The 23,921-nt window shown below is 47.1% G+C and carries 25 protein-coding genes and 1 pseudogene; 13 read left to right on the forward strand and 13 right to left on the reverse strand.

All coding sequences use genetic code 11. From position 1 onward, the window contains the following. On the forward strand, nt 1-1,503 hold the full coding sequence (locus tag BM056_RS03395) for a LolA family protein (protein ID WP_165613353.1): 1,503 nt from the start codon (nt 1-3) through the stop codon (nt 1,501-1,503). 151 nt (nt 1,504-1,654) lie between these two features. On the opposite strand, the gene BM056_RS03400 is transcribed toward BM056_RS03395, so the two are convergent. The 4 genes and pseudogenes from BM056_RS03400 to BM056_RS03410 form a co-directional block, all read right to left on the reverse strand. Next, nucleotides 1,655-2,179: a DUF6125 family protein gene (locus tag BM056_RS03400; protein ID WP_092468727.1), complete on the reverse strand. Its 525-nt coding sequence runs from the start codon at nt 2,177-2,179 to the stop codon at nt 1,655-1,657. A gap of 16 nt (nt 2,180-2,195) precedes the next feature. Continuing rightward, complete coding sequence (locus BM056_RS03405; RefSeq protein ID WP_092468729.1) at nt 2,196-2,486, reverse strand: helix-turn-helix domain-containing protein; 291 nt, start codon at nt 2,484-2,486, stop codon at nt 2,196-2,198. Next, nucleotides 2,449-2,640, reverse strand: a complete 192-nt coding sequence (locus BM056_RS27845; RefSeq protein WP_492207418.1) for an AAA-type ATPase lid domain-containing protein — start codon at nt 2,638-2,640, stop codon at nt 2,449-2,451. Before BM056_RS27845 ends, BM056_RS03405 begins: the two co-directional genes overlap by 38 nt. Continuing rightward, a pseudogene (locus BM056_RS03410) lies at nt 2,641-3,075 on the reverse strand (sigma 54-interacting transcriptional regulator); the annotation flags it as partial. 106 nt (nt 3,076-3,181) lie between these two features. Between BM056_RS03410 and BM056_RS03415 the strand changes: the two are divergent. The 9 genes from BM056_RS03415 (at nt 3,182) to BM056_RS03465 (ending at nt 14,899) form a co-directional block, all read left to right on the forward strand. Beyond that, nucleotides 3,182-3,652, forward strand: coding sequence for a DUF401 family protein (locus BM056_RS03415; protein WP_165613354.1), 471 nt, complete (start codon nt 3,182-3,184; stop codon nt 3,650-3,652). 646 nt (nt 3,653-4,298) lie between these two features. Continuing rightward, nucleotides 4,299-4,730, forward strand: a complete 432-nt coding sequence (locus BM056_RS03430; RefSeq protein ID WP_092468739.1) for a DUF2325 domain-containing protein — start codon at nt 4,299-4,301, stop codon at nt 4,728-4,730. A 756-nt stretch (nt 4,731-5,486) separates the two neighbouring features. Further along, complete coding sequence (locus tag BM056_RS03435) at nt 5,487-9,032, forward strand: CbiX/SirB N-terminal domain-containing protein (protein ID WP_092468741.1); 3,546 nt, start codon at nt 5,487-5,489, stop codon at nt 9,030-9,032. Between the two features lie 227 nt (nt 9,033-9,259). Next, nucleotides 9,260-10,372, forward strand: a complete 1,113-nt coding sequence (locus tag BM056_RS03440) for an ABC transporter substrate-binding protein (protein ID WP_092468743.1) — start codon at nt 9,260-9,262, stop codon at nt 10,370-10,372. Nucleotides 10,373-10,437: 65 nt separating this feature from the next. Next, nucleotides 10,438-11,460: a methyltransferase gene (locus BM056_RS03445; RefSeq protein WP_092468745.1), complete on the forward strand. Its 1,023-nt coding sequence runs from the start codon at nt 10,438-10,440 to the stop codon at nt 11,458-11,460. After that, complete coding sequence (locus tag BM056_RS03450) at nt 11,435-11,899, forward strand: MarR family winged helix-turn-helix transcriptional regulator (protein WP_238456285.1); 465 nt, start codon at nt 11,435-11,437, stop codon at nt 11,897-11,899. Before BM056_RS03445 ends, BM056_RS03450 begins: the two co-directional genes overlap by 26 nt. Before the next feature lie 57 nt (nt 11,900-11,956). Further along, nucleotides 11,957-13,018, forward strand: a complete 1,062-nt coding sequence (locus BM056_RS03455) for a FecCD family ABC transporter permease (protein WP_337833483.1) — start codon at nt 11,957-11,959, stop codon at nt 13,016-13,018. After that, nucleotides 13,015-13,812, forward strand: a complete 798-nt coding sequence (locus BM056_RS03460; RefSeq protein ID WP_092468747.1) for an ABC transporter ATP-binding protein — start codon at nt 13,015-13,017, stop codon at nt 13,810-13,812. The genes BM056_RS03455 and BM056_RS03460 overlap by 4 nt, the downstream gene beginning before the upstream one ends. Nucleotides 13,813-13,906: 94 nt before the next feature. Beyond that, nucleotides 13,907-14,899, forward strand: a complete 993-nt coding sequence (locus BM056_RS03465; RefSeq protein ID WP_238456286.1) for a helix-turn-helix transcriptional regulator — start codon at nt 13,907-13,909, stop codon at nt 14,897-14,899. Nucleotides 14,900-14,929: 30 nt separating this feature from the next. Here BM056_RS03465 and BM056_RS03470 read toward each other — a convergent pair whose 3' ends face one another. The 5 genes from BM056_RS03470 to BM056_RS03490 form a co-directional block, all read right to left on the reverse strand. Continuing rightward, nucleotides 14,930-15,175 (reverse strand): hypothetical protein, encoded by a 246-nt coding sequence (locus BM056_RS03470; protein ID WP_092468749.1) that lies wholly within the window; start codon nt 15,173-15,175, stop codon nt 14,930-14,932. Nucleotides 15,176-15,232: 57 nt separating this feature from the next. Next, entirely contained in the window at nt 15,233-15,460 is a 228-nt protein-coding gene (locus BM056_RS03475; RefSeq protein WP_165613355.1) for a GNAT family N-acetyltransferase, read from the reverse strand. Nucleotides 15,461-15,505: 45 nt separating this feature from the next. Next, complete coding sequence (locus BM056_RS03480) at nt 15,506-15,697, reverse strand: hypothetical protein (RefSeq protein ID WP_092468753.1); 192 nt, start codon at nt 15,695-15,697, stop codon at nt 15,506-15,508. Nucleotides 15,698-15,998: 301 nt separating this feature from the next. After that, the gene (locus BM056_RS03485; protein WP_092468755.1) at nt 15,999-16,340 is read right to left on the reverse strand and encodes a cupin domain-containing protein; all 342 of its coding nucleotides are present in this window, start codon (nt 16,338-16,340) and stop codon (nt 15,999-16,001) included. A gap of 52 nt (nt 16,341-16,392) precedes the next feature. Beyond that, complete coding sequence (locus tag BM056_RS03490; RefSeq protein ID WP_092468757.1) at nt 16,393-16,839, reverse strand: thioesterase family protein; 447 nt, start codon at nt 16,837-16,839, stop codon at nt 16,393-16,395. Between the two features lie 125 nt (nt 16,840-16,964). On the opposite strand from BM056_RS03490, the gene BM056_RS03495 reads away from it, so the two are divergent. Beyond that, nucleotides 16,965-17,882 carry a LysR family transcriptional regulator gene (locus BM056_RS03495; protein ID WP_092468759.1) on the forward strand — a complete coding sequence of 306 codons (918 nt, stop codon included), beginning with the start codon at nt 16,965-16,967 and terminating at the stop codon, nt 17,880-17,882. A 189-nt stretch (nt 17,883-18,071) separates the two neighbouring features. Here BM056_RS03495 and BM056_RS27145 read toward each other — a convergent pair whose 3' ends face one another. Next, nucleotides 18,072-18,203, reverse strand: coding sequence for a hypothetical protein (locus BM056_RS27145; RefSeq protein WP_274377508.1), 132 nt, complete (start codon nt 18,201-18,203; stop codon nt 18,072-18,074). Nucleotides 18,204-18,252: 49 nt separating this feature from the next. Here BM056_RS27145 and BM056_RS03500 point away from each other — a divergent pair, with 49 nt between their 5' ends. Beyond that, on the forward strand, nt 18,253-20,088 hold the full coding sequence (locus BM056_RS03500; RefSeq protein ID WP_092468761.1) for an ABC transporter ATP-binding protein: 1,836 nt from the start codon (nt 18,253-18,255) through the stop codon (nt 20,086-20,088). Next, nucleotides 20,088-21,830: an ABC transporter ATP-binding protein gene (locus BM056_RS03505; RefSeq protein WP_092468763.1), complete on the forward strand. Its 1,743-nt coding sequence runs from the start codon at nt 20,088-20,090 to the stop codon at nt 21,828-21,830. The genes BM056_RS03500 and BM056_RS03505 overlap by 1 nt, the downstream gene beginning before the upstream one ends. Before the next feature lie 293 nt (nt 21,831-22,123). Here the strand turns inward: BM056_RS03505 and BM056_RS03510 are convergent, their stop codons facing one another. The 3 genes from BM056_RS03510 to BM056_RS03520 are packed head-to-tail and all read right to left on the reverse strand — an operon-like array spanning nt 22,124 to nt 23,911. Continuing rightward, the gene (locus BM056_RS03510; protein WP_092468766.1) at nt 22,124-22,846 is read right to left on the reverse strand and encodes a zinc dependent phospholipase C family protein; all 723 of its coding nucleotides are present in this window, start codon (nt 22,844-22,846) and stop codon (nt 22,124-22,126) included. 27 nt (nt 22,847-22,873) lie between these two features. Beyond that, the gene (locus tag BM056_RS03515) at nt 22,874-23,182 is read right to left on the reverse strand and encodes a hypothetical protein (RefSeq protein WP_092468768.1); all 309 of its coding nucleotides are present in this window, start codon (nt 23,180-23,182) and stop codon (nt 22,874-22,876) included. 9 nt (nt 23,183-23,191) lie between these two features. Then, nucleotides 23,192-23,911, reverse strand: coding sequence for a PHP-associated domain-containing protein (locus tag BM056_RS03520; protein WP_131820715.1), 720 nt, complete (start codon nt 23,909-23,911; stop codon nt 23,192-23,194). Nucleotides 23,912-23,921 lie beyond the last annotated feature (10 nt).

A 23,921-nucleotide genomic window follows, 5' to 3' on the forward strand; every position in this document is an offset into this window, starting at 1 on the left:
ATGAAAGATCCCGAAAGCAAACTTTCCGATTATATTGATGACTTGAATGCGGAACGCGAGCCGGAAAAAAGACGGGGAACCGCCGATAATCCGGAACTGGCCAAACTTCTGGCAACGGCCAGGCTGGTCCGCACTTTAAAAGAACCGGCATTGCCCGATTCCGGGTATCCCCAAAGGCTGGCTAAAGCAGTAGCCGGGCGTTTGCGCCGCCGGTGGGTTTTACCGTCTGTGGCGACATTGGCAGCCGGCTTGCTATTATGCGCAGTGTTAATCAACTGGACCGGCTTATTTAAGCCGGAGGTGGTTTACGCCATGGAAAAAGCGGTGGCCCAATTGTCCAATTATCATGGTGTCCTGGAGATGCGCTCAAAAAATGCGGCCGGAGAGGAATGGATGAGCCGCCGGGTGGAGATTTGGTCGGATGGAGACAAGTATGCCGTGCGGCAGGACGACGGCAGCCTGACCGTCAACAACGGCGAGCGGAGGTGGCAGGTCCGTCCTCAAAGCAAGGAAGTAGCCTTGTTGCCGTTAGTGCCGGACCCGGCCCGGAACAGCTTTGATTTGCGGGATGAGGCCAAACTGGCCAAACAATATCCACATACTGTTGTCGGGACGGAGATGATTGCCGGCCGCCGGGCAACAAAACTGGAAATTTCACCACCGGGAGGCCTGGCCTACTATTTGTGGATTGATGAAGAAACCAACCTGCCCGTCCAACTGCAGACAGCGATGCAAAATGCGCTGCAGACGACCTATACTTTTGTAAGTTTTGAACCAAATACCCGGATCGATCCCCAAACATTTGCCTACCAACCGCCTGAAGGATATCAGGTGCTGGAAAAGGACCCGGGGCAATTGGTGGCTACGGTGGAGGAAGCGGCTGCCATCAGCCGGCTGACGCCGCTGCTGCCGCAAGAGGCGCCGGCCCGCATCTTTGCTTTCCAAGACCATATCGCCCTGGATTACGGTGCTGCCACCATTGTGGAAACTGCCGCCAGGGGGTCTTTCGAACCGGTGGCCAATTCCGCGCTTGGCGCCGCTGCCGGCGGCCCGCTGGAAGTATGGGGGGAACGGCTGCGGTGGCGGCAGGATGGGATGGAGATCCAGGTTGAAGGGCCGCGGCGGGTGGAACTGGCCCGTCAGATTGCCGCCGACCTGGCCCTGCCGGACACCGGTGCAAGCCTGGTGAACAAGGCCCGGGTCAAGGTGCCGGTGGATCTGGAAATTGTCAAAGCCGACCAGCGGCAGGTGGACAGGGGAAGCAGTCCCTGGCAGCTTGATCCCTTGCAAGTGGCACTTACCTTTGTCAACTTAAAGGTAACGCCGGAAGGAATTGCCGGCGAACCGGAGATACCGATGTTATCCTTTAAGCTGGCAGCCAATAACGGTGCTGAGGCAGTGGTGGAGGTCGCCGCCGGCCCGGTTGAAAAAGTCTACCTGCAGCGCCTGATCCGGCAGGACGAGACAGGTATTTGGTCGGTTGTCGGATACGATCCCCGCTAGACAGTGGCATTAAGGAAAGGGGACACACCTCCTTTGGAGGAATGTCCCCTTATTGTAGTTTAGGGTCAGGTTTTACTTTGAGAAGTTCTAGAACCTCTCAAAGTATGCCTCACCTCATTAATTCGTTCATGGCTGTGCCCCTTTTCGGAAATCAGGAATCGAAAAAGAACTCGAAATCTCCGGAGCAGACCCCGCTTAGGTGCATGGAACAGTGTGCCGACCGGGGCGATGTTCGGAACGCCAGGCCGAGGGCCTCCAGCCAGCATTCAAGCCTATAGATCACGCCGCATTCATATCCTTCGATCGCCCCGATCCGTTTTATCCCCTTGTAGGCGAAACAGTTTAGGGGTTCTAATTCCCAGTGAAGGATATTTTCCCCGGGAAAGGTCATGGATACCCCCATGAAATCGGGAATAAAGAGCCTTGAGGCTGATATGAAGAACTCCTTGAAATCGGTGAAGTTCCCGATCCTTTTCTCCCCTCTGCCAAGTGTGCGTCGGATTCGTTCAATCTCCAGAGGCGCCAGGGATCGGATCGCGGCTTTGTTCAGCAGATTGGCCTGTTGGATTCCGAACGTCCGGAAGCAATGCAGGAACCACATGCCGTCGTGAGTCATCCAGCATCGATTTAGCAGGTCGATAACTTCTCTGGTTTCAGGATCGTTCCATTTTTCCATCTTTAACCTCCCGTGTTTATAACGATTTCAGAATACCATATTTTTTCAATCGATCATAAAATGTTTTTCTATTCATTTTAAGTAGCTGTAATGCTTCGGATTTATTGCCTTTTGTTAAACTAAGGGCTTTTTCGATAATAATTTTTTCGTGAAATTCCATATAGGTTTTATAGTCTAATATAGAAGATATATCTGTTTTATCTGAGGGATCTTGAACCCGGTTTTCATTATTATTAATGGGCAGCTCTGCCAGATTGATTATATCATCGTCAGAAGCGACACATGCGCCTGTAATAACATTCTGCAACTCCCTTACGTTTCCCGGGCCAGCGGTATTCCAGCAGGTGCTTGTAGGCGCTCACTGAAAGAGTAAATTGCCGGTTGGTTCGCTCAGACATCTTGGTGAGAAAATGATTGGCCAGAAGTATAATGTCGTCTCTTCTGTAGCGCAGCGGCGGCAATTCAATGGTGATGGTGGCAAGGCGATGGTATAAATCATTTCTGAAGTTGGATTTTTTTATATCTGCAAGCAAATTACGATTAGTTGCCGAGATTAATCGTGTATTTATTTTTATTGGTTTTTTCCCGCCAATTTTGTCAATTTCCCTTGTTTCTATAGCGCGCAACAGTTTTGCCTGCAGTGTAGGAGATAACTCCCCTATCTCATCCAAAAAAAGTGTGCCGTTGTTGGCCAGCTCAAACCTCCCCGGCTTTCCTTGCGTTGCAGCGCCGCTAAATGCTCCCGGCTCGTAACCAAACAATTCGCTTTCAAAAAGCGATTCGGGTATTGATGCACAATTTAATGCCACAAACGGGGAATCCGCCCTGTTGCTGTTTTCATGAATCGCTCTGGCAAAAAGCTCTTTACCTGTACCGGTTTCCCCCCTTATAAGAAGGTTTAAATTATATACTGTCCTTAATTATTGGAATTCTATTTAATGAATTTATAAACAAGCTAATCATTATGCAAACTAAAATAAATTTGGGTTATATATAAAAAACTTGTTAAAAAGTTTTTTCAGAAACATACTGTTACCGTCATTAAAGTGGCAGCTTGCTATCATTCCTCCGGGAATAAATTTTCTGCGCCTGGCCCTTGATACAGCCGGCGTTCCTAAAATTATAGCAAGCCATCTTTTAAACAGTCATTTTCCCCTGGAGGCCCTGCTTTTTATAATGCCCTTGCTCATTTCTTTCTTAACCGGTATACATTTGGCTGCGGTATCAATCTCAATACCGCTTTTTCTGTCTTATTTGAGCGGAGAAAACCTTGCCCAACCTATGTTTTTACTGCTTACGGCCGCCACTGTAGGATACTGGATGTCACCTTTTCACCTGTGCCTTATACTTAACATGCAGTATTTTAAGTCAAACTATTTCGGCACTATCCGCTTGATGCTCTGCCCTGCCCTGACTGTTGCCATTGCCGGTATTTTTATGTATGCGGCAATGAAAATCTCAGGTGGTAGTTAAATTATGCATAAATCGGCTGCAATTTTATGTTTGACAAGAAGGATGCCCCAAGAATTTGTTAAGCAAAATAGATAGATTCTGCATTATTACGTACGACCATCGATTCCATTGGCGATATAAAAGAGATCATAGAAAGCATCTCTGCCAAGACAAAAGAACTTAAGCAGGCGGTGAAAAAAGATTTTTCAGCAATAAACCTCCACAGGCTTAAAAAAAGCCAACGGCCCAAACATGAGATTGTCGCTTTAAACATGTTTCCAATGATGTTAAATTATCTCTTGACGAACTGGCCCATAAAAAATATAATGAAAATGAAAATCATTTTCAACCCCCGGAGAATGGGCAGCTGTTTTTTCCCGGTTACAAGATAATAATCTTCTATCATTCATTTGTTACATTGAAAGGAGGACATGAATACGGTGCCTATTGCATTACATAGTAAAATAGGGGGATTTTTTTCATACTTTGATGATAATGAATATCATTATCATCAAATGTTTACAAAGATGGTATATAACGCGTTTTTACGATGCTATTTAAAGGCACCCCCAATAATAGGCGGCGGTAAGCTGAAACTGCAACAAAACAATCTCAGGTCATTGCTTTTAAAAGAAGTTATCTATATCAATTACAGGAGAGGATATTAATGGCACGGAAAGGTTGGACAAACATTAACTTTGATAAGTTGGATGAACAAAAAATAGAATACCGGCCGATTGATTTTAAAAACACGACAAAGCAAACAGATCACTGTAAAAAGTGTTTTAATTGTAAACAGTGTATGAAAAAAGTATTAATTATCGGCGGAATAACCAAAATTAAGCATCTATATAAGGATTTGATCGAAAACTGCGGCCATAAGTGCATATACCTGGATGGCTATATGCGGAGAGGTGATAAACTCCTGGAAAAAAAAATTATCAAATGTGACCTGGTTTTTTGCCCGGTGGACTGTAATAGCCATAATGCCTGTGCCAGCGCCAAAAAATTATGCAGAAAACACGGCAAACCCATTAAAATGCTGACCTCCTCCAGTATTACCAATATGGTTCAGGCCATACAAAGCATAAACGCGTAGTTTATAGATAATACAGTTAAGCAGCATTGTTATGAACGTAAAAGGGCTTTTTTTTGCCTTATGCGATGATAATGATTATCAGTATCGGATTTTATTAAATTAATTAATTTACAGAGGTATACAGCGAAATGGACTTTTATATAATTGCCGGAGCCGCAGCTCTTACAGTTGTTTTTTTCTATATCTACATCCGGATAGTTAGGCACAAGATTAAAGATCAAGACAAACGACAAATTAACAAAAGACAGTAAAAATAATATAAAGGAGCTGTATTTAATGGGTAAGAAAACAAGACCATTAACTTGCTTGCGTCACCAGAGATTTCCAGTTAAAAAGGTCGACAAAGGCAACACTAAACAAATCAAAAACAACCAGGGTACTAACAATAACAATAGCACTGAAACGAGATAATTATTGTTTGACAAGGTAAATTAACAATTTTGGGGCAGGGAGGTGAGTAATTTTTTTGCCACCAGCACGATAATGACATTCATTATCGTGCTGGTGGCATGTTTAAATTTTACTGGAAGGGGGAGTTGCGGTGACAAGGGAACTGATCAACGAGATTCTGGAAAGCATCGGCCTGGAAAGAATCGAGCATGATGATGAGCTGGATGAACCGTTGGATAATTGATCACAACATTGCTCTCTTATTTCCCCTTTTCGATCGGGTATAAATAAGAGTTTCGTCCTTTTTAATCCTAAAGGTGCATTTGGTGATTAATTAACTAACTGAGAAGAGGGAGGATAAGCAAAATGTTTAGGCCCGTTATCAAAAGGCTGGCGCTAATTTTACTGCTGCTTTTGGCCATGCTTTCCGTTGTCCCGCTTTGCGGGGCCGCGGAGGAAGGTATCGGGGTTCTGGTGGTGGCCCACGGTTCCGACGAAGCTTCCTGGAACGAGGTCGTACAGCAAGCGGTGGCAGAGGTTAACTTGCCTTATCCCGTGGAATTGGGTTTCCTGGAGTTTGCTGAGCCGGATATTCATGCCGCAGTCGCAGCGTTGGAAGCGCGGGGTGTTGATAAAATCATTACCGTGCCCCTGTTTGTTTCTTCTTATTCCAATCACATTGAAGAGATTAAATATGTGTTGGGCTTGAGGCCCGACCTGCCGGAAGCGGAAGAAGCATCCGGAGGCCACCCCGGCGGAGGCGGGGATGGCGCCGAAGAAGAGGAACTGACGCCGGTGGACACCGAGGCCGAGATCGTGCTCACCCCGGCCCTGGATGACCACGTAATGGTGGCGGGAATCCTGGCCGACCGGTTGCAGACCATCAGTGAGAACCCGGGCGAGGAAATAGCCGTGCTGGTGGGGCACGGTTCGGATACCGGGGAAGGCCAGGGGAAATGGCGGGAAACCTTTCAATCTCTGGCTGCCCGCCTGAAGGATCTACTCAATTTAAAGGATGCCGACTACGGTTTTGCACTGATGGGCGAGCCCACCGTACGTGATTCGGTCTATGAGGCCGTTTACCGGGGGGACGTGCTGGTTGTGCCGGTGATGTTGAGTGAAGGATATTTTACCGACACGGTAATTCCCGATATGTTGTTGAATGGCTTGGATTACCGCTATCCAGATGCTGGAAACAGGGCTTTGCTGCCGCATTCCAATATCGCCGGGTTTATTGAGCTGAGAGTGAATGACGTGGTTCTGCCGCCCTTGGAGATTAAAAAGGAGGGAAATCTTTGCCGGGTCAACTATACCGATGTGGCGCTGGAGGACGACGGTAAAATCTGCGTTTGCGGCTCCTTTGCCTTCCGTGCCATGCAGGCGGCTTTAGCCGAGCTGTGGCCCGGCGAAATACCGGAGCAGGATTGGATCTATGTTAAAGGTCCTTACTCCGACGGAGTGGAAGCGGCGCTGGAAACAATTGTGGGCGCCGGCAATTTCAGTCTGGAGCAGCGGGAACAAAATACCGGTTTTTATAATTTCAAGGTAACTGATCAGCGCAGCGGAAAAGCCGTCAATATCACCGTCAAACCGGAAGTATATCCCGAGAACTTCTTTGAACTGAAGAAAAAAGTCCAGGCGGGAACAGCCACTGCGGAGGAAAAGCAAGAGTTTCAAGGCAAGCGCGCCCGGTTGGCGGACAAAGTGCGCTGGGACGGCGCAGATCAGCTGTTTACGTTGGAAACGGCCCGGGGGAACGGCACCGGTATCCTGGTCCTGGCCCATGGTTCATCCGATGACAATTGGAACCAGCCGGTACGCGACGCGGTTAAGAACGTGAAAAGTCCTTTTCCGGTAGAAGCCGGTTTTTTGGAATCTGTTCCGGGTGCAGATATTCCCACAGCCATTCGGAAGCTGGAGGCCCAGGGAGCGGAGCACATTATCGCCGTGCCAATTTTCGCTGCTTCAGCCTCGGGTCATATAGAAGAGATCAAGTACATGCTTGGTTTACCCAGTTCCATCACCCCCGAGGAGGCGGCTGCGGAGGGGTTGGAGCAGGTTCAGCACAGTGCCGCTATTGAATTAACTCCTGCGCTGGATGACCACCTCTTGGTTGCCGGGATCTTGAATGATCGGATTGCTTCGGTTAGCCGGCAAGCCGATCAGGAAGTGGTGGTGCTGGCCGCACACGGAACCTCGTCGGCTCGGGATCTGGCGGTGTGGGAATATAACCTGACTTCACTGGGGCAAAAGCTTAAAGAAAGACATGGTTTTTTAGAGGTGGGGTATGGCTTTGTCGCTGTTGGTGAGCCGGGAATCCGGTCGGTAGTAATGGCGCGGCAAGCAGCAGACCCCGGTGCCTCTGTAATCGTTGTGCCGGTTATGCTTTCTGAAGGCACTATCACCGGTAATAGGATTCCGTCGGTGCTGGCTGGTTTAGAATATGTATACCCCCCGGCAGGACAGCGTTCTCTACTACCGCACGATAATATTTCTTATTTCATTGCCGCCCGCGCCAATGATGCTGTGCTGGGTTCCCTGCGGGTCAAGCAAGGCGGCAATCCGCGTTTGATTTCATACTCAGATGTCGGCGTAGAAGAAGACGGAAAGGTTTGTATCTGCGGCTCCTTTGCCTTCCGTGCCATGCAGGCGGCTTTAGCCGAGCTGTGGCCCGTCGAAATACCGGAGCAGGATTGGATCTATGTTAAAGGTCCTTATTCCGACGGAGTGGAAGCGGCGCTGGAAACAATTGTGGGCGCCGGCAATTTCAGTCTGGAGCAGCGGGAACAAAATACCGGTTTTTATAATTTCAAGGTAACTGATCAGCGCAGCGGAAAAGCCGTCAATATCACAGTCAAACCGGAAGTATATCCCGAGAACTTCTTTGAACTGAAGAAAAAAGTCCAGGCGGGAACAGCCACTGCGGAGGAAAAGCAAGAGTTTCAAGGCAAGCGCGCCCGGTTGGCGGACAAAGTGCGCTGGGACGGCGCAGATCAGCTGTTTACGTTGGAAACGATTGTCCCGTCCGGCAGCGGCAGCAGAAGCGGTGGCGGCGGCGGGGCATCGTCTGTTACGGGCACAAGCAAGGATATTAAAGCCTCAGCCGGTGGTTCCGTCACTTACGGTGGCGCTACAGTGAAAATCCCGGCCGGGGCTCTACCCGGGGACGCCAAGATCAGGGTGAACAAGCTGAATTCCAGTTACGTTGACGCAGTAGTTTCCGAAGGTTTGCAGGTCAAGCTCGGCAGTGACATCTATGAAATCACGACTTCGGGCCGGCGTGACTTCGGCGACAACACCATCACCATTCGTATTGCCTACGACCCGGCGAAGATCGCCGCCGGTGAGCAGCCGGTCATTTGCTACCACGACGAGAGCACGGGCCGGTGGGTGAACCTGCCGACGACCGTCGAGCAGGGCACGGACGGCAAATGGTATGCTGTAACGAATGTCAACCACCTGACGAAATTTGCCGTGTTTAGCGCGGAAGATAAGCAGGTGGAAGAAAACAGGGTGGAAGAGGAAGAGCAGAAGGTCATCACCCTGACCATCGGACAGACGGCGGCAACTGTAGACGGCCGCCCGTATACTCTGGACGCCCCGCCTTGTGTGGACAGCAAGGCGGGCCGGACGCTTGTACCCGTCAGGTTTGTCGGCGAGGCACTGGGGGCCCGGGCGGACTGGAACCCCGAGACACAGCAGGTTACCATCAAGGATAGTGACAGGGAAATCGTCCTGACCCCCGGCTCTGTGAAAGTGTTCGTCGACGGGCGGGCGACGTCCATCGACGGCGCCCCGGAGATACTATCGTCCGGACGTACCTTTGTGCCGCTCAGGTTTGTGAGCGAAACCCTGGGCGCCAATGTGGACTACGACACTGCGACCGGGCAGATCACCATTACCCGGCATTAAGAGCACCCGACATCCCTTTAGACCGTTAATATGATTGCTGTCCCTATCTCATCTCCCTTCCCGGGACGGACGTAATTGAGCGTTCGTCCTTATTTTTTTTAAAATATAAATAATATAATAATCATGGAAAGTCTTTACAGATAAAACGGGACGTGATAAGATTTTATGAGGATAATGAAATTCATTATCAATTTATTGTATGCCAGGCATACATAGGTGGTGTTTTATTGAAAAAGCTGTTTATTTTAATGGTGTTGGTTTCAGTAGCGCTGCTTGCCGCGGGGTGCGGCCAAAATTCCACTATGACGGAAGTTGATGCGCCTGAAAATGCGAAATCGGGGGTAAACCAAAATACCATGCGGGAGATTACCGATCTGGGCGGCAATGTGGTGCGTCTCCCTGCCGCTGCCGAACTGAACAGGGTGGTTGTTATTTCTCCGCCGCTAGCGTCCATAATGTACAGTGTTTTAAAAGATACCAGTAAAATTATCGCCGCCAATCCCCTGACCTTCCGGAACGCCAATCCAGTGATTATCCAGGAGGCATTCCCGTATCTAAAAGAAGTTGATACCGGTTTTATCAAGGAGTTCAGCACAAATGCAGAAACAATTTTGAACTTGAAGCCGGATATTGTGTTTTACTATGGGCGGGAACAAAAGGCGGGTCTGAAGGATTTGACCATTCCCGTTGTGGATTTTATGGACCCGGAGGACAGGAATCCCGTAAGCATGACAGTCAAATGGGAGGAACTGATCAGTGCAATTTTTGAAATAAAAAATGAAGCTTCGATACAAGTGGAATGGGAGAAGGCGGAAAAGCGGCTGGAATCTTCCTTGCAGCAGGTACAGGGACAAAAATTAAAGGGTTTAATGATCTTTAATAATGTCAGCAATAAAATTACCGTTTCCGGAAATGGTTCCTACGGAGATTACTGGCTGGAAATGAGCGGCCTGATCAATGCGGCCGACAGCGTCAGCGGGGAAAAGGAAGTGGTTATGGAGCAAATTTATCAGTGGAACCCGGACGTCATTTATATTTTTATGGGCGCACCCGCTTCGGATTACCTGCGGGGAATTCCGGGGCAAAACTGGTCCCTGGTCAAAGCGGTCAAGGAAAAACGGGTGTATGATATGCCCCAAGGTATCTTTTCCTGGGCTTCGCCCAATGCCGATTCGCCGCTGACGGCGCAGTGGATGGCTTCTAAAAGCTACCCGGATCATATCAGCGCCGAAAAGTTCAAAGATTTACTTGCGGATTACTATCAAAACCGTTACAAAATGACACTATCCGATGATTTGGTCAACAGCATACTGGAGCCGCATCAAACAGGAAAGCCATAATGCGCTAAAGATGTAGTTGGGGAAAGTGCACTTTCCATAAATATAAAAAGGAGTTGAGGTATTCGATGCATACGGTGGAATTGAGCCCAAAGGTGTTTTACCAAAGGATCCAGGAATATCAGGAAGCGCAGCTTTTATTTGCCGGAATCAGGCTGGATGTATTTTCTCATTTGCAGGATTATTCCAGCCCCGGGGAGGTTGCCGCCCATACCGGCTATCATGAGCGAAACCTCCGGCTTTTTTTGAACAGCCTCGCATCCATCGGGCTGCTGGATATGCAAAACGGCAGGTATAAAAACAAACCTGCGGCGGACGAATATTTAAACAGGAATAGCGATACTTACCTGGGAGATTATATTCTGTTTCGGGAGAGGATGACGGGGTTGGAGCATGTGGAAGAAAGAGTCAGAAACGGGCCTGTCGCCGAAGTGGAGCAAAGCAACGACGGACTTGGCGTCTATGATTTTTATACCCTGGCCAAGCTGACCGCCAGGGAAATGTATACGGGCAGGGTGCAATCTTTTTTAAAGGCAGCGGAATGTTTGCTGAATAAAAATGAGCCGGTCAAAGTCCTTGATTTGGGCGGCGGGCCGGGAGTTATGGCCATTGAATTGATTAAGAACTATCCCGGAGCTGAAGGGGTGGTGTTTGAGCATCCGGAAGTGGCGCGGGTGCCTGAGGAAACGGTTAAAGCGGCGGGACTGGAAGGGCGCATTGGAATTGTTGCGGGAGACTTTTTGTCGGATGACATAGGAAAACACTATGATCTGATTATTGCTTCGGGAATATTGGATTTCGCCAAAGAAAATATAAATTCCATGGCGGACAAACTGTACCGGGCCTTGAAGCCTTCCGGATATCTTTACCTGGTGTCCCATGACGTGAGCGAAGATTTCCTGTCGCCGAAGGAATCCATTGTCGGGTGGCTGTCGGGACAACTGGACGGGCTCAATGTTTTACTCTGCAAGACAAGTATTGACAGTGCTTTAATGGCGGCCGGATTTGAAAGCTTGAATAAAGATAGGATTGCAGGAATGATGAATAATCTGCAGGGAGAATTCTATGTCAAAGGACAGGGCAATGAATGATAAGGCCAATAAAATTATGAATGAGCTGATCAAACTGATTGAAGTAGTGGCGAATGGAAAAAGGAAGGTATTTGACTGCGGGGGGGTTTTGCTTTACAGGGGGGAAATCCATATGCTGAAAAAGGTCGGGGATGCTCCAGGAATTTATATCTCGGAGATGGCCAGGCATTTTAACGTTACCCGGGCGGTTGTGTCCAAGACTGTTATCAAGCTGGAAAGAGAGGGCCTGGTGCGCAAGGAAGCGGATCCCGTCGATAAAAAGCTGGCCTGCCTGTACCTGACTCAGAAGGGGCGGAAGGCCTGCGCTATTCACAATGCGCTTCACCGTGCAAGTGACAGCGACATCTTTGAGTTTTTGGATGCATTAAAAAGTGAGGAAATGGATGTTATTGAAGCATTCATGAAAGAAGCAAATAAAATGGTACAGCATCATTTTTAGAAGCCGGATACACCCCGCATAAGAAGGAAAAGCAATGAACAACAGGAGGATCGAATTTTGCACAACAATTTACAAGAAGGCTGCACCATGGAGATAACGGAGAAAAACATGAGAAATCGAGGGAAAGTAGTGTTTATCGTACTTGTGTGCATGCTGGCGGTATTGTTTTTGGCCTCCATCTGCATCGGCAGATATACGGTAGCGCCTTTCTTGGCTTTTAAAATATTATTGTCCTGCATATTGCCGTTGGACTCAACATGGGGAGAGATTGAGCAAGCAGTGGTTATGGAAATGCGTTTGCCAAGGGCTTTAATGGCCATGCTGATAGGAGCGGGTTTATCGGCGGGCGGGGCGTCCTTCCAGGGGCTTTTTGGGAATCCGCTGGTAAGCCCTCATATACTGGGAGTTTCGGCGGGCGCGGGTTTTGGCGCTGCATTGGGGATATTGATCTCGGGAAATATGTTTTTCATACAGGGCATGGCTTTAATTTTCGGCATAGCGGCGGTAGTGGCAACCTGGCTGATCAGCAGATTGAAATCGGGCTCGCAGCTGTTTATGCTGATACTGGCAGGAGTAATTACGGGTGCTCTTTTTGAAGCGCTGATTTCCTTAATTAAATATGTTGCGGACCCGGAACAAAAGCTGCCCGCAATTGTATTCTGGTTGATGGGCAGCATGTCCGGAATCACCCGTGAAAATATGGGGCTTGGCATACCCTTAATCCTGCTGGGGATTATTACCCTGCTTCTTCTCCGGTGGAAAATAAATATTCTCTCCCTATCGGATGATGAAGCCAGATCACTGGGAGTAGATATCGTCAAGCTGAGAATTGCGGTTATCGGAGCTGCAACATTGATAACAGCCGTGTCGGTTTCAATATGCGGAATCATAGGATGGGTGGGGCTTGTTGTGCCGCATATCAGCAGGATGATCGTAGGGAATGATTATAAAGCATTGCTGCCGGCAAGTGCGGCCATTGGTGCTTTGTACCTGCTGCTGATAGACAATATCGCCAGAGCTGCAACGGCGGCGGAAATTCCTTTGTCCATTCTTACGGCAATCCTGGGTGCGCCATTTTTTATCTTTTTGCTGAGAAAGACCGGAGGAAACTGGAAATGAAGCTAAGTGTTAAAAACGCGAGTTTTCGATACCATAGGGGGAGGACGCTGTTTGATAAGGTGGATTTTTCCATCCACAGTGGAAAAATTATGACCATTCTGGGACCCAACGGAGTGGGCAAAACTACTTTTTTACGCTGCCTGATGGGCTTCCTGCGCTGGACAAAAGGAGAAACCTTCATCGATAATCGTCCTTTGAGTTCTATAAAACAATCGCAATTGTGGAAAAGGATGGCCTACGTTCCCCAGGCCAAAGGAGTGAATTTTCCGTACACAGTGCTGGAAATGGTGTTGATGGGCAGGTCGCCCCACTTGGGTGTTTTTTCTGTACCTTCAGTCCGGGACAAGAAAACAGCCCAAGAGGCTTTGTGTGAGATTGGGATCGGCAGCCTTGCCCATAAGGCCTGCAATGAAATAAGCGGAGGGGAGCTGCAAATGGTCCTGATAGCCAGAGCTCTTTCCGCCGAACCCGGCTTGTTGATTCTTGATGAGCCGGAATCCAATCTGGACTTAAGGAATCAACTGCTTATCCTGGATATGCTGGTTAAACTGGCCCGGCAGAAACAGGTGGCTTGCATCATAAATACCCACTATCCGCAGCATGCCTTGCGCATATCTGATCAAACCCTGCTGCTGGGCACCGGTCCGAAGCACATTTTTGGCCCTACAAAGGAAATCATAACTGAAAACAATTTAAGAGATTATTTTGGAGTGGACGCTCTCATTGTGAAGGGAGAAAAGGCGAATCAAGAGTCAAATGCAATAATTCCTTTTGCTGTTTTATCCGATTGTTAAGAAAAAATCAATTGACTAATAAGTTATTGTCATATATTATAAAAATGAGAATGATTATTATTATCATTTCATATTTATCGAAAGGGTAATGATGATGATGGAGAATGCAGTTCAAAAATATAAGGTATATAATCCCAAAAACGAAAATTGTCCTGTATGCACCGTACTAAACAGTATATACAGAACAAATTCGTTTCAAAAAGAGATGAAAATACCTGAAGAAGCCGGAAAGGGCTATTATCGAAGAATTATTCTTAAACCCTCAATGGAAGTATTTATAGCCGATGTGACGTTTTCTGAAAGTATGACGATGGGGGGAGGATCGAGCAATCCCGAGTATTGCCTTGCTTTTTGTCTGGGAGAAGCATTCCAGTGGAGATCAGAAGGGAACAAAAAAGAATACGAGATAGAATGTGGGGAAAACTATATTTTCCAGGGCAACCAGGGGAATAATATATGCAGCTATAATCCGGGACAGCGGTTTTACGGGCTTACTATACATTTGGACTCGGAAATAATAGCAAGTTTTATTCACCATATGGGAAAGGAATACCCTCGTACCGGACAGTCTTATGGAAGCGGTGTTTTTTACAAGAGAAAATTCTCGCCGGCTGTCAAGTTGATTCTGAATGAGATTGCTAATTGTCCTTACCGGGATCATATAAAAAGAATTTATCTTGAAGGAAAAATATTGGAGCTAATCGCTGTTTATCTGAATGAACTAATCCTGGAAAACGGATCGCATTGTTCCTCAGCCAAACTTTCTTCATTTGATACAGAGTCGCTTCATAAAGCCAGAAGGATTCTTGATGAAAATATTACATCTCCACCAACGATAGGAAAGCTGGCCAGGTTGGTACATCTTAATGAATATAAGCTAAAAACAGGCTTTAAGGAATTGTTTGGCATGCCTGTTCATGCCTATATCATTGATAAAAGGCTGGAGACGGCACGGTTCTTGATGGAGGATAAAAAGCTGGGAGTCACTGAAGCGGTACTGCTGGTAGGTTATAGTGACGCCAGCCACTTTGCGGAAAAATTCAGAAAGAAATACGGTGTCAATCCATCGAAATGCACTAAAGGCTAACCGGCATTTATTACCCGGCCAACAAGATTTTTACTTTTTAATATATCTTTTTATTGGTTTATATAGAATTATGGCAATTATAAAAAGTATTAAAATAATAATAGTCTCAAAATCAAATATTGGCTCATTTGTTAGATAAATGGTTGTTGGTCCATCAGCACCGCCTATAATGCAAACGCTTGTGCCTATTGGTAATAGTATCTTGGCAATAATAAATAGAAATATAAAAATAGCTGCACACGACATCAAATGTTTACTAAAATTCCAGGTTTTCATATAGTCCTCCATGGAAGTGTGGTTGGAAATACAAGGAATGTTTTTTTACCTTTATCTTTACGGCTTAAATTTCATCAGTATATGTTCTGAAACCCCTTCCTTAAAAAGGTTGGGGATAAGACCTACATTTGTGTATCCAAGTCTATTATAAAGCTGCTGCGCTCGCTGATTAAAATCACTGACCAGGATAAAAACTCTTGTGGCATTAGTGAAGCCGATCTTTTCAAAGTAGTTGAGTAATGCGGTTCCTATTCCTTGACCTCGGTACTGCTGCTTGACAGCCAAAATCTTACAATAAGGAAACTGGTTAAATGCTCCATTTAGAACTATTCATATGAACCCAAGGCACTGGTCATTTTCATCTACTGCAACAAATATCTCACCTTGGTTTATCCCTTCAGCCAAACGAGATTTGAGTAAATCAACGGGAGGGCTGTATACTTGCCCCAACCTGGAATTTGCATAAGCGTCTTTACATGCCTGCAAATGATCAAGAGTCCCTGAAATAATATTGATATTCAACGAAACTTCCTCCTCGAAACCTGATTTAGGTATCATAAACCTCAGCTCAGAAATTATCATTATTGCACCTAATCAATTCTTACAAATCAATAATCTAATTAATGCCGTTTTAAGAAACAATATACTCATTCAAACAGTCATTTTTGTTTACCGGTAAAGAGACTTGATCAAAAACATAGGTTTTCTTTTTCAATAAGATATTAACAATTCCTGCATCATAAGCTAAAAAAAATACATATGAATTTACGCTAAAGTGTGACAAAGGAGCCTGACCGCGCGGCCAGACTCCCCAAAATTATTTTTAGTCCCCTTTGGGATTCACTGTATTTCCTTCGACCATGAGAACTACTGTTTTTTCATTGGCTCTCGTGCGATGTATTACTTTTCTTGGGACAGTATAGCCCTGGTTTGGCAGCAATTCCAGTGTCTCGTGTTCAAGATCCAGCAATAATTTCCCTTCAATAACCAAAAAGAATTCATCTTCCTTATCGTGCTTGTGCCAGTGAAATTCCCCTTCCAATATTCCCACCCGAACTAGGCAGTCATTCACTTCTGCTAGGGAGTAATTCACCCATTTTTCCTTACAACTTGCCATTATTTTAGATACATCTATTAGTGTAGAATGTCCTAATTTTCCCTCCATAAGTAATCAACCCCCCAATTTTTATTTACTAAAAATCCTGGAATACACAATTCTAGCCCATACCCCTACATCTGGCCGGGGCAGCTCTGGCTTTCGTTTTGGCTTTGGCATTAAATTTGGCGGCGTCGATGATAAATCTTTCGTGCCTTCCCTCGGAAATCTTGTCGACTCCATCATCGGCAACAATATAAAAAATTAGTTTCCTTCCCTCCACTTTTTCCAACTTCACCTGTACGGTAACGGTCAGGCCGGGCGGGGTGGCGGCTTGGTGGCTCAATTTAACATCAATCCCCACGGTTTGCTCATTGGGCCAGTCAATATAAGGGTTAATAGCTTGAATACAGGCCCATTCAAATAACCCAACCATGAACCCGGTGGCTAAAACTTTAGGCATAAGTCTGAATTCAGGCGATTCGGGGTAAAGAAAAGGAACAGTTTTACTTTCCGGAATTTTGAATTTGAACTCGAAAGAAAGGCCGGGGTATAAAGAAACTCCCATTAGATAATGCCTCCTTAATCTAATATTTGCTTCTAATTTAGCATGAGCTCTGTTATTATACAAATTAATAGATATAATATTATTTATTAATTGTGCTAATATATTATTCAATGGGGGTGATTCACATGGAGTGGCAGCAGATCATTGGATTCTATCATGTGGCCAATCTTAGAAGCTTCACCAAAGCTGCCGGGGCCACATTTCGAACCCAATCTGCGCTGACTCAGCAAATCAAGGCTCTGGAAGAAGAATTGGACTGCCCACTGTTCGAAAGAATCGGCAAGCGCAAACTGTTGCTCACCCCCCAGGGCGAAAGGTTTCTTGCGTTTTCTCAGGCAGTCCTGGCGCAGTACGATGGATTGCTGGAAGAACTAAATGAACTTAAAGGCCTTCAAAAAGGCCGGTTAAAATTAGCCGCTCCGTTTACCACCCTTTACCATCTTTTGTCGGACACATTAGCAGATTTCATAAAACAATTTCCGCATGTTGAGCTGTCTTTGTTTGACCGGTCGCAACATAACGTGATTGATCTTGTTAAAAACGGAGAAATAGATTTTGGCATCGCTCTTGAATCAATGGTTCCCCAAGATTTGCAAAAAATCCGGTGGAAAAAGGTAGAGCCTGTCTTATTGATACCTCAAGGACACCCCCTGGGCAGGGTAAAACGGGTTTCTATGAGGCGGATTGCCCAATATCCTCTGATTTTGCCTCCCAAAAGCTCTGAGTATACCGGCCGCAGGAGGTTGGAGGAGCTTTTTCAGAAGTATAATCTAAATTACCGCATGATCATGGAATCTTCCAACGTCGAACTGAGTTCTCTATATGTTGAGAAGGGGCTGGGCATATCTTTTGCCACCATTGTGACAGATTTGCCTTTGTTTAAAAGTAGAAAGCTGGAGTATATTCCTCTGCATCATTATTTCGAACCGGAATATATTTCAGTGTTAATCAGAAAGGATAAAGTCTTTACGTCGTTTAAGAGCGGCTTCTTAAACATTTTGTTAGGTAAATCGGATATCATGAAATTCAGTCCACCGGACTAATCTTCAAAGTATCTGGCTTTCGTACCATTAGCTCCATTGCAATGATTCGTTCCAATTTGTCATCATAATATATCCATGATCAAGTAATTAACTTTAGGCACAGTGAAGAAACGGCTTCTCTGTGTCTAAAATGCTTTTTGGCATAAAACTGATCCTTTTTGGCGTAGAAGAAGAGCTGAAAATGAGATATTATTGATAATGATAATCAATATCAATAATGATTACGGAGGTAACAACATGAAAGAAAAAGCTGTTCCGGGCGCCGGCTGTGGTGTACCAGGCCGCCTCCCGGGCCGGGGGGATGCTAAAGAAGCACTTCACAGGACGGGTCTGCTACAAGGCTCAAAATTGCAAAGGTGAGGTGAAAGTAATGAACAATACTGCTGCAGCAAGGAAAAAAACGGGTATTGTCCGCCTGTTGGAGATTGCGGGCGAAAAACGGGGGCTGCTTATCCTTTCAGGACTATTGTCAATAATAAGCACGATGCTGATGTTTATTCCATTTGCGGCAACATACTTTATTGTGGCGGAGCTGTTAACAAACGCCGCCAACCCGGTTTCAAGCAATATGGCCGCCATTCGCCAGTGGGGGGTATGGGCGCTCCTGTCTCTTTTGGGCTCTCTTGTATTTTTATACGGCAGCACCATGGCTTCGCACGTAGCGGCCTTCCGTATCCTGTACGGGCTTAGAATACGCCTGGCCGAGCATCTGGCCAGGCTGCCCATGGGTTATCATACGCGCCAGTCGTCGGGGGCGATAAAGAAAACGCTGGAGATGAGCGTGGAGAAAATTGAAGGTTTTATCGCCCACCAGCTTCCCGATTTTGTGGGGGCTGTAGCGCTGCCCGTAATCATGCTGATCGCCATGTTTATCCTTGATTGGCGCATGGCGCTGGCCTGTGCCGTTCCGATCATTGGTGCGTTTTGGCTGCAATCCATTGTGTTTTTTGGTGCGCGGGGGAAGTTCTACACAAAGGGCTACCATAACGCATTGGAACAGATGAATGCCGCAGGCGTTGAATATGTGCGGGGCATGCCGGCGGTTAAGGTGTTTGGGCTGACGGTAAATACTTTTTTGCGTTTCCGCAACTCCATTACCGATTACCGGGATTGGGCGGTAGAAATCAGCAAGGTTTACAAGCGCCCTTACACTGTATTTTTGACTATTCTGTCGTCTATACTGTCCTTTATTCTTCCCGTGGGCATTCTGATTCTCAGCGGTCAGCCGGATAACCAAGCGCTTGCTTTAACCTTAATGCTTTTCCTGGTTCTGGCTCCCGGATTGTCTGTGCCCGTATTGAAGCTGCTATATTTAGGCGGGAACATGAGGATCATATCGGAAGGAGTAGAGCGCATTGACGAGATCTTTGCCCAAAAGCCTATTGCCGAACCGCTTAAACCGCAAGTGCCAAAGGATTATACCATAGAATTCGACAAAGTCAGCTTCTCCTATGACAACAAGGATGCGGCAACCCGGACCGAAGCGCTGACCGGTGTGTCCTTTACGGCCAAAGAGAATGAAATAACCGCTTTGGTCGGGCCCTCCGGCAGCGGAAAATCCACCATAGCCAATTTGATTCCCCGCTTCTGGGATGTCACCTCGGGCAGTATCCGTATCGGCGGTGTGGATGTGCGGGAAATGGGAACTGAGAAGCTGATGGAGATCGTCTCTTTTGTGTTTCAGGATGTGCACTTGTTCTATGACACCATTGAGGAAAATATTCGCATGGGCCGTGCAAGCGCTGCCCGTGCCCAGGTCATTGAGGCGGCCAGGGCAGCCGGTTGCCACGAATTCATTGAGCGCCTGCCCCGGGGTTACCAGACCAAAATCGGCGAAGGGGGCACCTATCTTTCGGGAGGAGAAGCGCAGCGTGTTGCCATTGCCAGAGCTATTCTCAAAAACTCTCCCATATTGGTGCTGGACGAAGCCACCGCCTTTGCCGACCCGGAAAATGAAGCCAAAATACAAGAGGGATTAAGCGCGCTCATTAAAGGAAAAACAGTCATCATCATTGCGCACAGGCTTTCCACAATCCGCGAGGCCGGCCAAATAATTGTCTTGGATGGCGGACAAATTGCGGAATTCGGCGGACACAACGAACTAATCAAGCAAAACGGGTTATACCGCCGTATGTGGGAGGCTCATATAGACGCGGGAGCATGGGCGCTCTCCAAAGATAAAAAAGCAAAGGCGGTGAATATATAATGAAAAAGTTCTTTTACAATATCTCAAGCGGCAACCCCGGAGCACTTTTCATGCCTTGCTTCACCTCTTTTTTAGACGGTATTTGCAAAATATTGCCGGCAGCACTTATTTTTGATGTATTGAATACCATTTATTTGTCCTTTGCCAATCCTGAAACACCGTTGAATACTACAAGACTCTGGACGGTATGCGCCATACTCATAGGGTGGATGATGATACAGTACCTGGCCTCCGGCTTTGCCTACAGCAAGACCTTTACTGCCGCGTATGACGCCTCCGCCAATGGGCGAACCGCTCTTGCCGAACATCTGCGCAAACTGTCCCTGGGGTTTTTAGGCAGCCGCGACCCGGGTGATCTGACCACCATGATGCTCGGAGACTATGCAACGGTGGAAACCACTATTTCTCACTATCTTCCGCAGTTGGTCAGCGCGGCGGCCTTTCCGGTCATTGCGTTCATTGCTCTGGTATTTATCAACTGGCAAATGGCCGCCGCCATGTTTGTCGCTCTGCCGTTTTCTCTTTTAATCGTATGGCTTTCCACCGGACTTCAATTGCGGCTTGGCAAAAACCATGTCCAAGCCAAGGTGGACAGTGCCAGCCGCTTGCAGGAATACCTGCTGGGTATGCGGGAAATCAAGTCCCACAACCTGAGCGGCGAGCGCTTTCAGCGGATCCAGGAAGCTTTTGCGCGCCTGATGAGAGAGTCAATCCGTTTGGAGGGTATTATCGGACCTGTGATGATGGTGGCGATTGCAATTATGCGTGCCGGACTTACCTTGATGATTTTCGCCGGGACCTTCCTCCTGGTGGGGGGCGAGCTTACTCTGCCCGTATTCCTGGTGTTCCTACTGCTCGGCACCCGCGTATTCGAGCCGATGACCATGGTGCTCGTAAACTATGCCGAAATCCGTTATTCGGTCTTAAGCGCGGAACGGATCATGCAAATCCGCCAGGAAAAGCCCCTGCCGGGTGAAAAGGATGCTCCTGCCGGAAACAGCATTGAATTCGAGCAGGTTACCTTTGCTTATGAGAACACTGACGTGCTTAAAAATGTATCCTTTTCCATCTCGCCCAAAAGCATTACGGCCCTGGTCGGACCTTCCGGCAGCGGCAAAAGCACAATAACGCGCCTTATCGCAAGGTTTTGGGATGTACAGGGCGGCAGGGTGCTGATTGACGGCAGGGATATAAAAAATATTGACCCGGAAAAGCTGCTGACCCGCATTTCCATGGTCTTTCAGGATGTTTATCTTTTCAAGGACACCATCCTCAACAACATCAAAGTTGGCAAAATGAACGCCTCCCGGGAGGAAATCGAGTGGGCGGCCAAGCAGGCCTGCTGCCATGACTTTATTATGAAGCTGCCCCAGGGTTATGATACACCTGTCGGTGAAGGCGGCTGCACCCTTTCAGGCGGAGAAAAGCAGCGTGTTTCCATTGCCAGGGCACTGTTGAAGGACGCGCCCATCGTGCTCCTTGACGAGGCTACCGCCTCCCTTGACCCCGAAAACGAGACCCAGGTCCAGCGGGCTATTAACGCCCTGGTCAGCAATAAGACCGTTGTGATCATTGCGCACCGCTTGAAAACCATCAGGGGAGCGGACAAAATAATCGTTTTGGAGGATGGAAAAGTAGTGGAACTGGGGGGGCACGAAGAGCTGCTGGCAAAGCAGGGGTTGTATAATCGCATGTGCAGCCTTCAGCAGCAGTCGGCAGGCTGGAGTATGAAAGCATCGTGAGTAAAAAGTGATATTTCATTCAGCCCCCGCGCCAAACTGTTGCTGTAGATTTGTTGGACCTTGATGCCGGCCGTGCCGGTTTAATTTTTACGGCCCGATATATCTTTAAGTTTTTTTAGGGCTTAACCGTGGAGTTCATTTTTTGCAAAAGCTGATTAGATGGATTTATAATCCAAATAAAAAAAGTGAGGGTAATAAACATTTAGACGATCAACCTAAACTCGTGTGGATCAGCCGGCAGCAATTGCTGGAAAGGAGGCTCCCTAAATAGGATTTTTTTACTAGACCAAGGCTTAAAAAAATATTGAACCTGTAGACCCTGAGGCATGCTCCAAAAAGGTCAGCCAAAAGCCGGCTGTTATTCTTTGGGTAAACGGAAGCAGCGAACGGGTAGCTGTCTGGTAGTTTCCAATGTCCAGCTTTTGTGTAACCAGGTAAAATAGGTTATAGCTCTTACGCGAACATAATCTAAGCCATTTAATCGGTTCACGGTATTTGGGATAGATGCCCCCTCGTAAAACGATAAAATTTTCCTTGTTCTCCTTAACCCATGTTTCATAGCTGTGATGTCCAATCCCCATAGAGCATCTGCTGTGGTGAGGTTCACAGGCATCCTGCAGCAGGTGCGTAGCCGCGCCCAGAAAAAACATTGCTTTACTGATATTGCCCTGGCGCCAGCGTTCAACAGCCAGCCTGTAATAACGGTCAATATAAACACTGGAGGGAGTTCTTCCCAATATACCGCCACCGGTTCGGGCATGATAAAAATGATGGACGCTCCCCCAACCTCCATCCGGCCAGCAAACTCCCAGGTCCAATTCCCTGTGAAAAGTATCCAGTAGATCAGCTGCTTCGACATGTCCATCTTTTTTTAGTATGAGCCGGGCCTGCCTGTTAATAAAAACGTGCGTGGCACAAAATCCCAGGTCAACTGTTAGAGAAACCCTCCCTGTGGCAAGCAGATAACGTCCTGCTTGATTAAAGGTTGAGGTAATTTGCCGCAGTCCGGATACCAAAACGCTTCGCCCTCCCGTATGGAAAAGTTACTTTAAAAATTCAGGATTAGCCAAGTAGTCCAGCCGCACCGTGGACCTGGTCAAAAACCACTCACGCAGCTTCACACCGAAACCCGGCGGAACAGTACTTTTGATTACAATCAGCAAAGGGGCTTGTGCCTCAGCGACAATGTCTGAAAGAACTTCATTAATTTGCGACAGGCCTACCCTGCCGTCAGGTCCCGCTGGCGTTCCAACCGCAATAATTAAGATTTCGGTGTTCAAGCCATTAGCAATTCGTTGTTCGAATTTTAAGGTACCTGCGGCAAGGCCCGCGGTTACCAACTGCTCCAACAACTGATACCTTCACTTAACTGCCCCCTTTAATAGGCCTCCCAGCATAATTGATATTGCGCCTTGTCTGCACCAGGTAACTTTATAACGTGCCACGACCTGTTTTAAATCTGCAATAGTAAAACCACGTTTTAATGGCAGCAGATTATAAACACGGCCCATTTGAAGCCAGTGGTGGGCATCACTGCCGGCAAGTACAGGGATTTTCATATCAAAGGCCTGGCGCTGAACCAATTTGGCCATTATAAGTTCATTAGCGTTAATTTCGAGAGCATCTAAACGCTTTAACTGTGATCCTATCTTCCACAGTTCATAGCCATATCTGCAGGGGTGAGCGCCAATGCGCACAAAGTTCAAGTCTTCGGTGTTATCCATTAGAAATTTAAAGTCGGGCGCATTTTCAAGGGTAACCCGTCCGAGCCTGCCTTCTAGTATTTTTAGGGTTTCAAGAGAGCCGATTAAAAGAATGTGGCCGCCTTCCTCAATGCTCACCTCAGTCCCGGCAAGGACAGTTGTGCCTTCCCACTGCAGTGCTCCTGATCCATTGCTACAGAGTTCCTCAAGACAATCATAAATTTCCCAGAAATCAGGCAGGTCCAGATGTTCTGTTATGGCCAGCACATTCAAGCCGATTCGCTTTGCCCAGTTCAAACGTTTTTTTAATTGTTCTGGACTAAATTTTCTGTTTATAAAAATCTTGACATGAGTGTGTAATTCGGCTCTTAACAACACCCTCAACCTC

The sequence above is a fragment of the Desulfotruncus arcticus DSM 17038 genome, from assembly GCF_900113335.1.
Taxonomy (GTDB): domain Bacteria; phylum Bacillota; class Desulfotomaculia; order Desulfotomaculales; family Desulfallaceae; genus Desulfotruncus; species Desulfotruncus arcticus.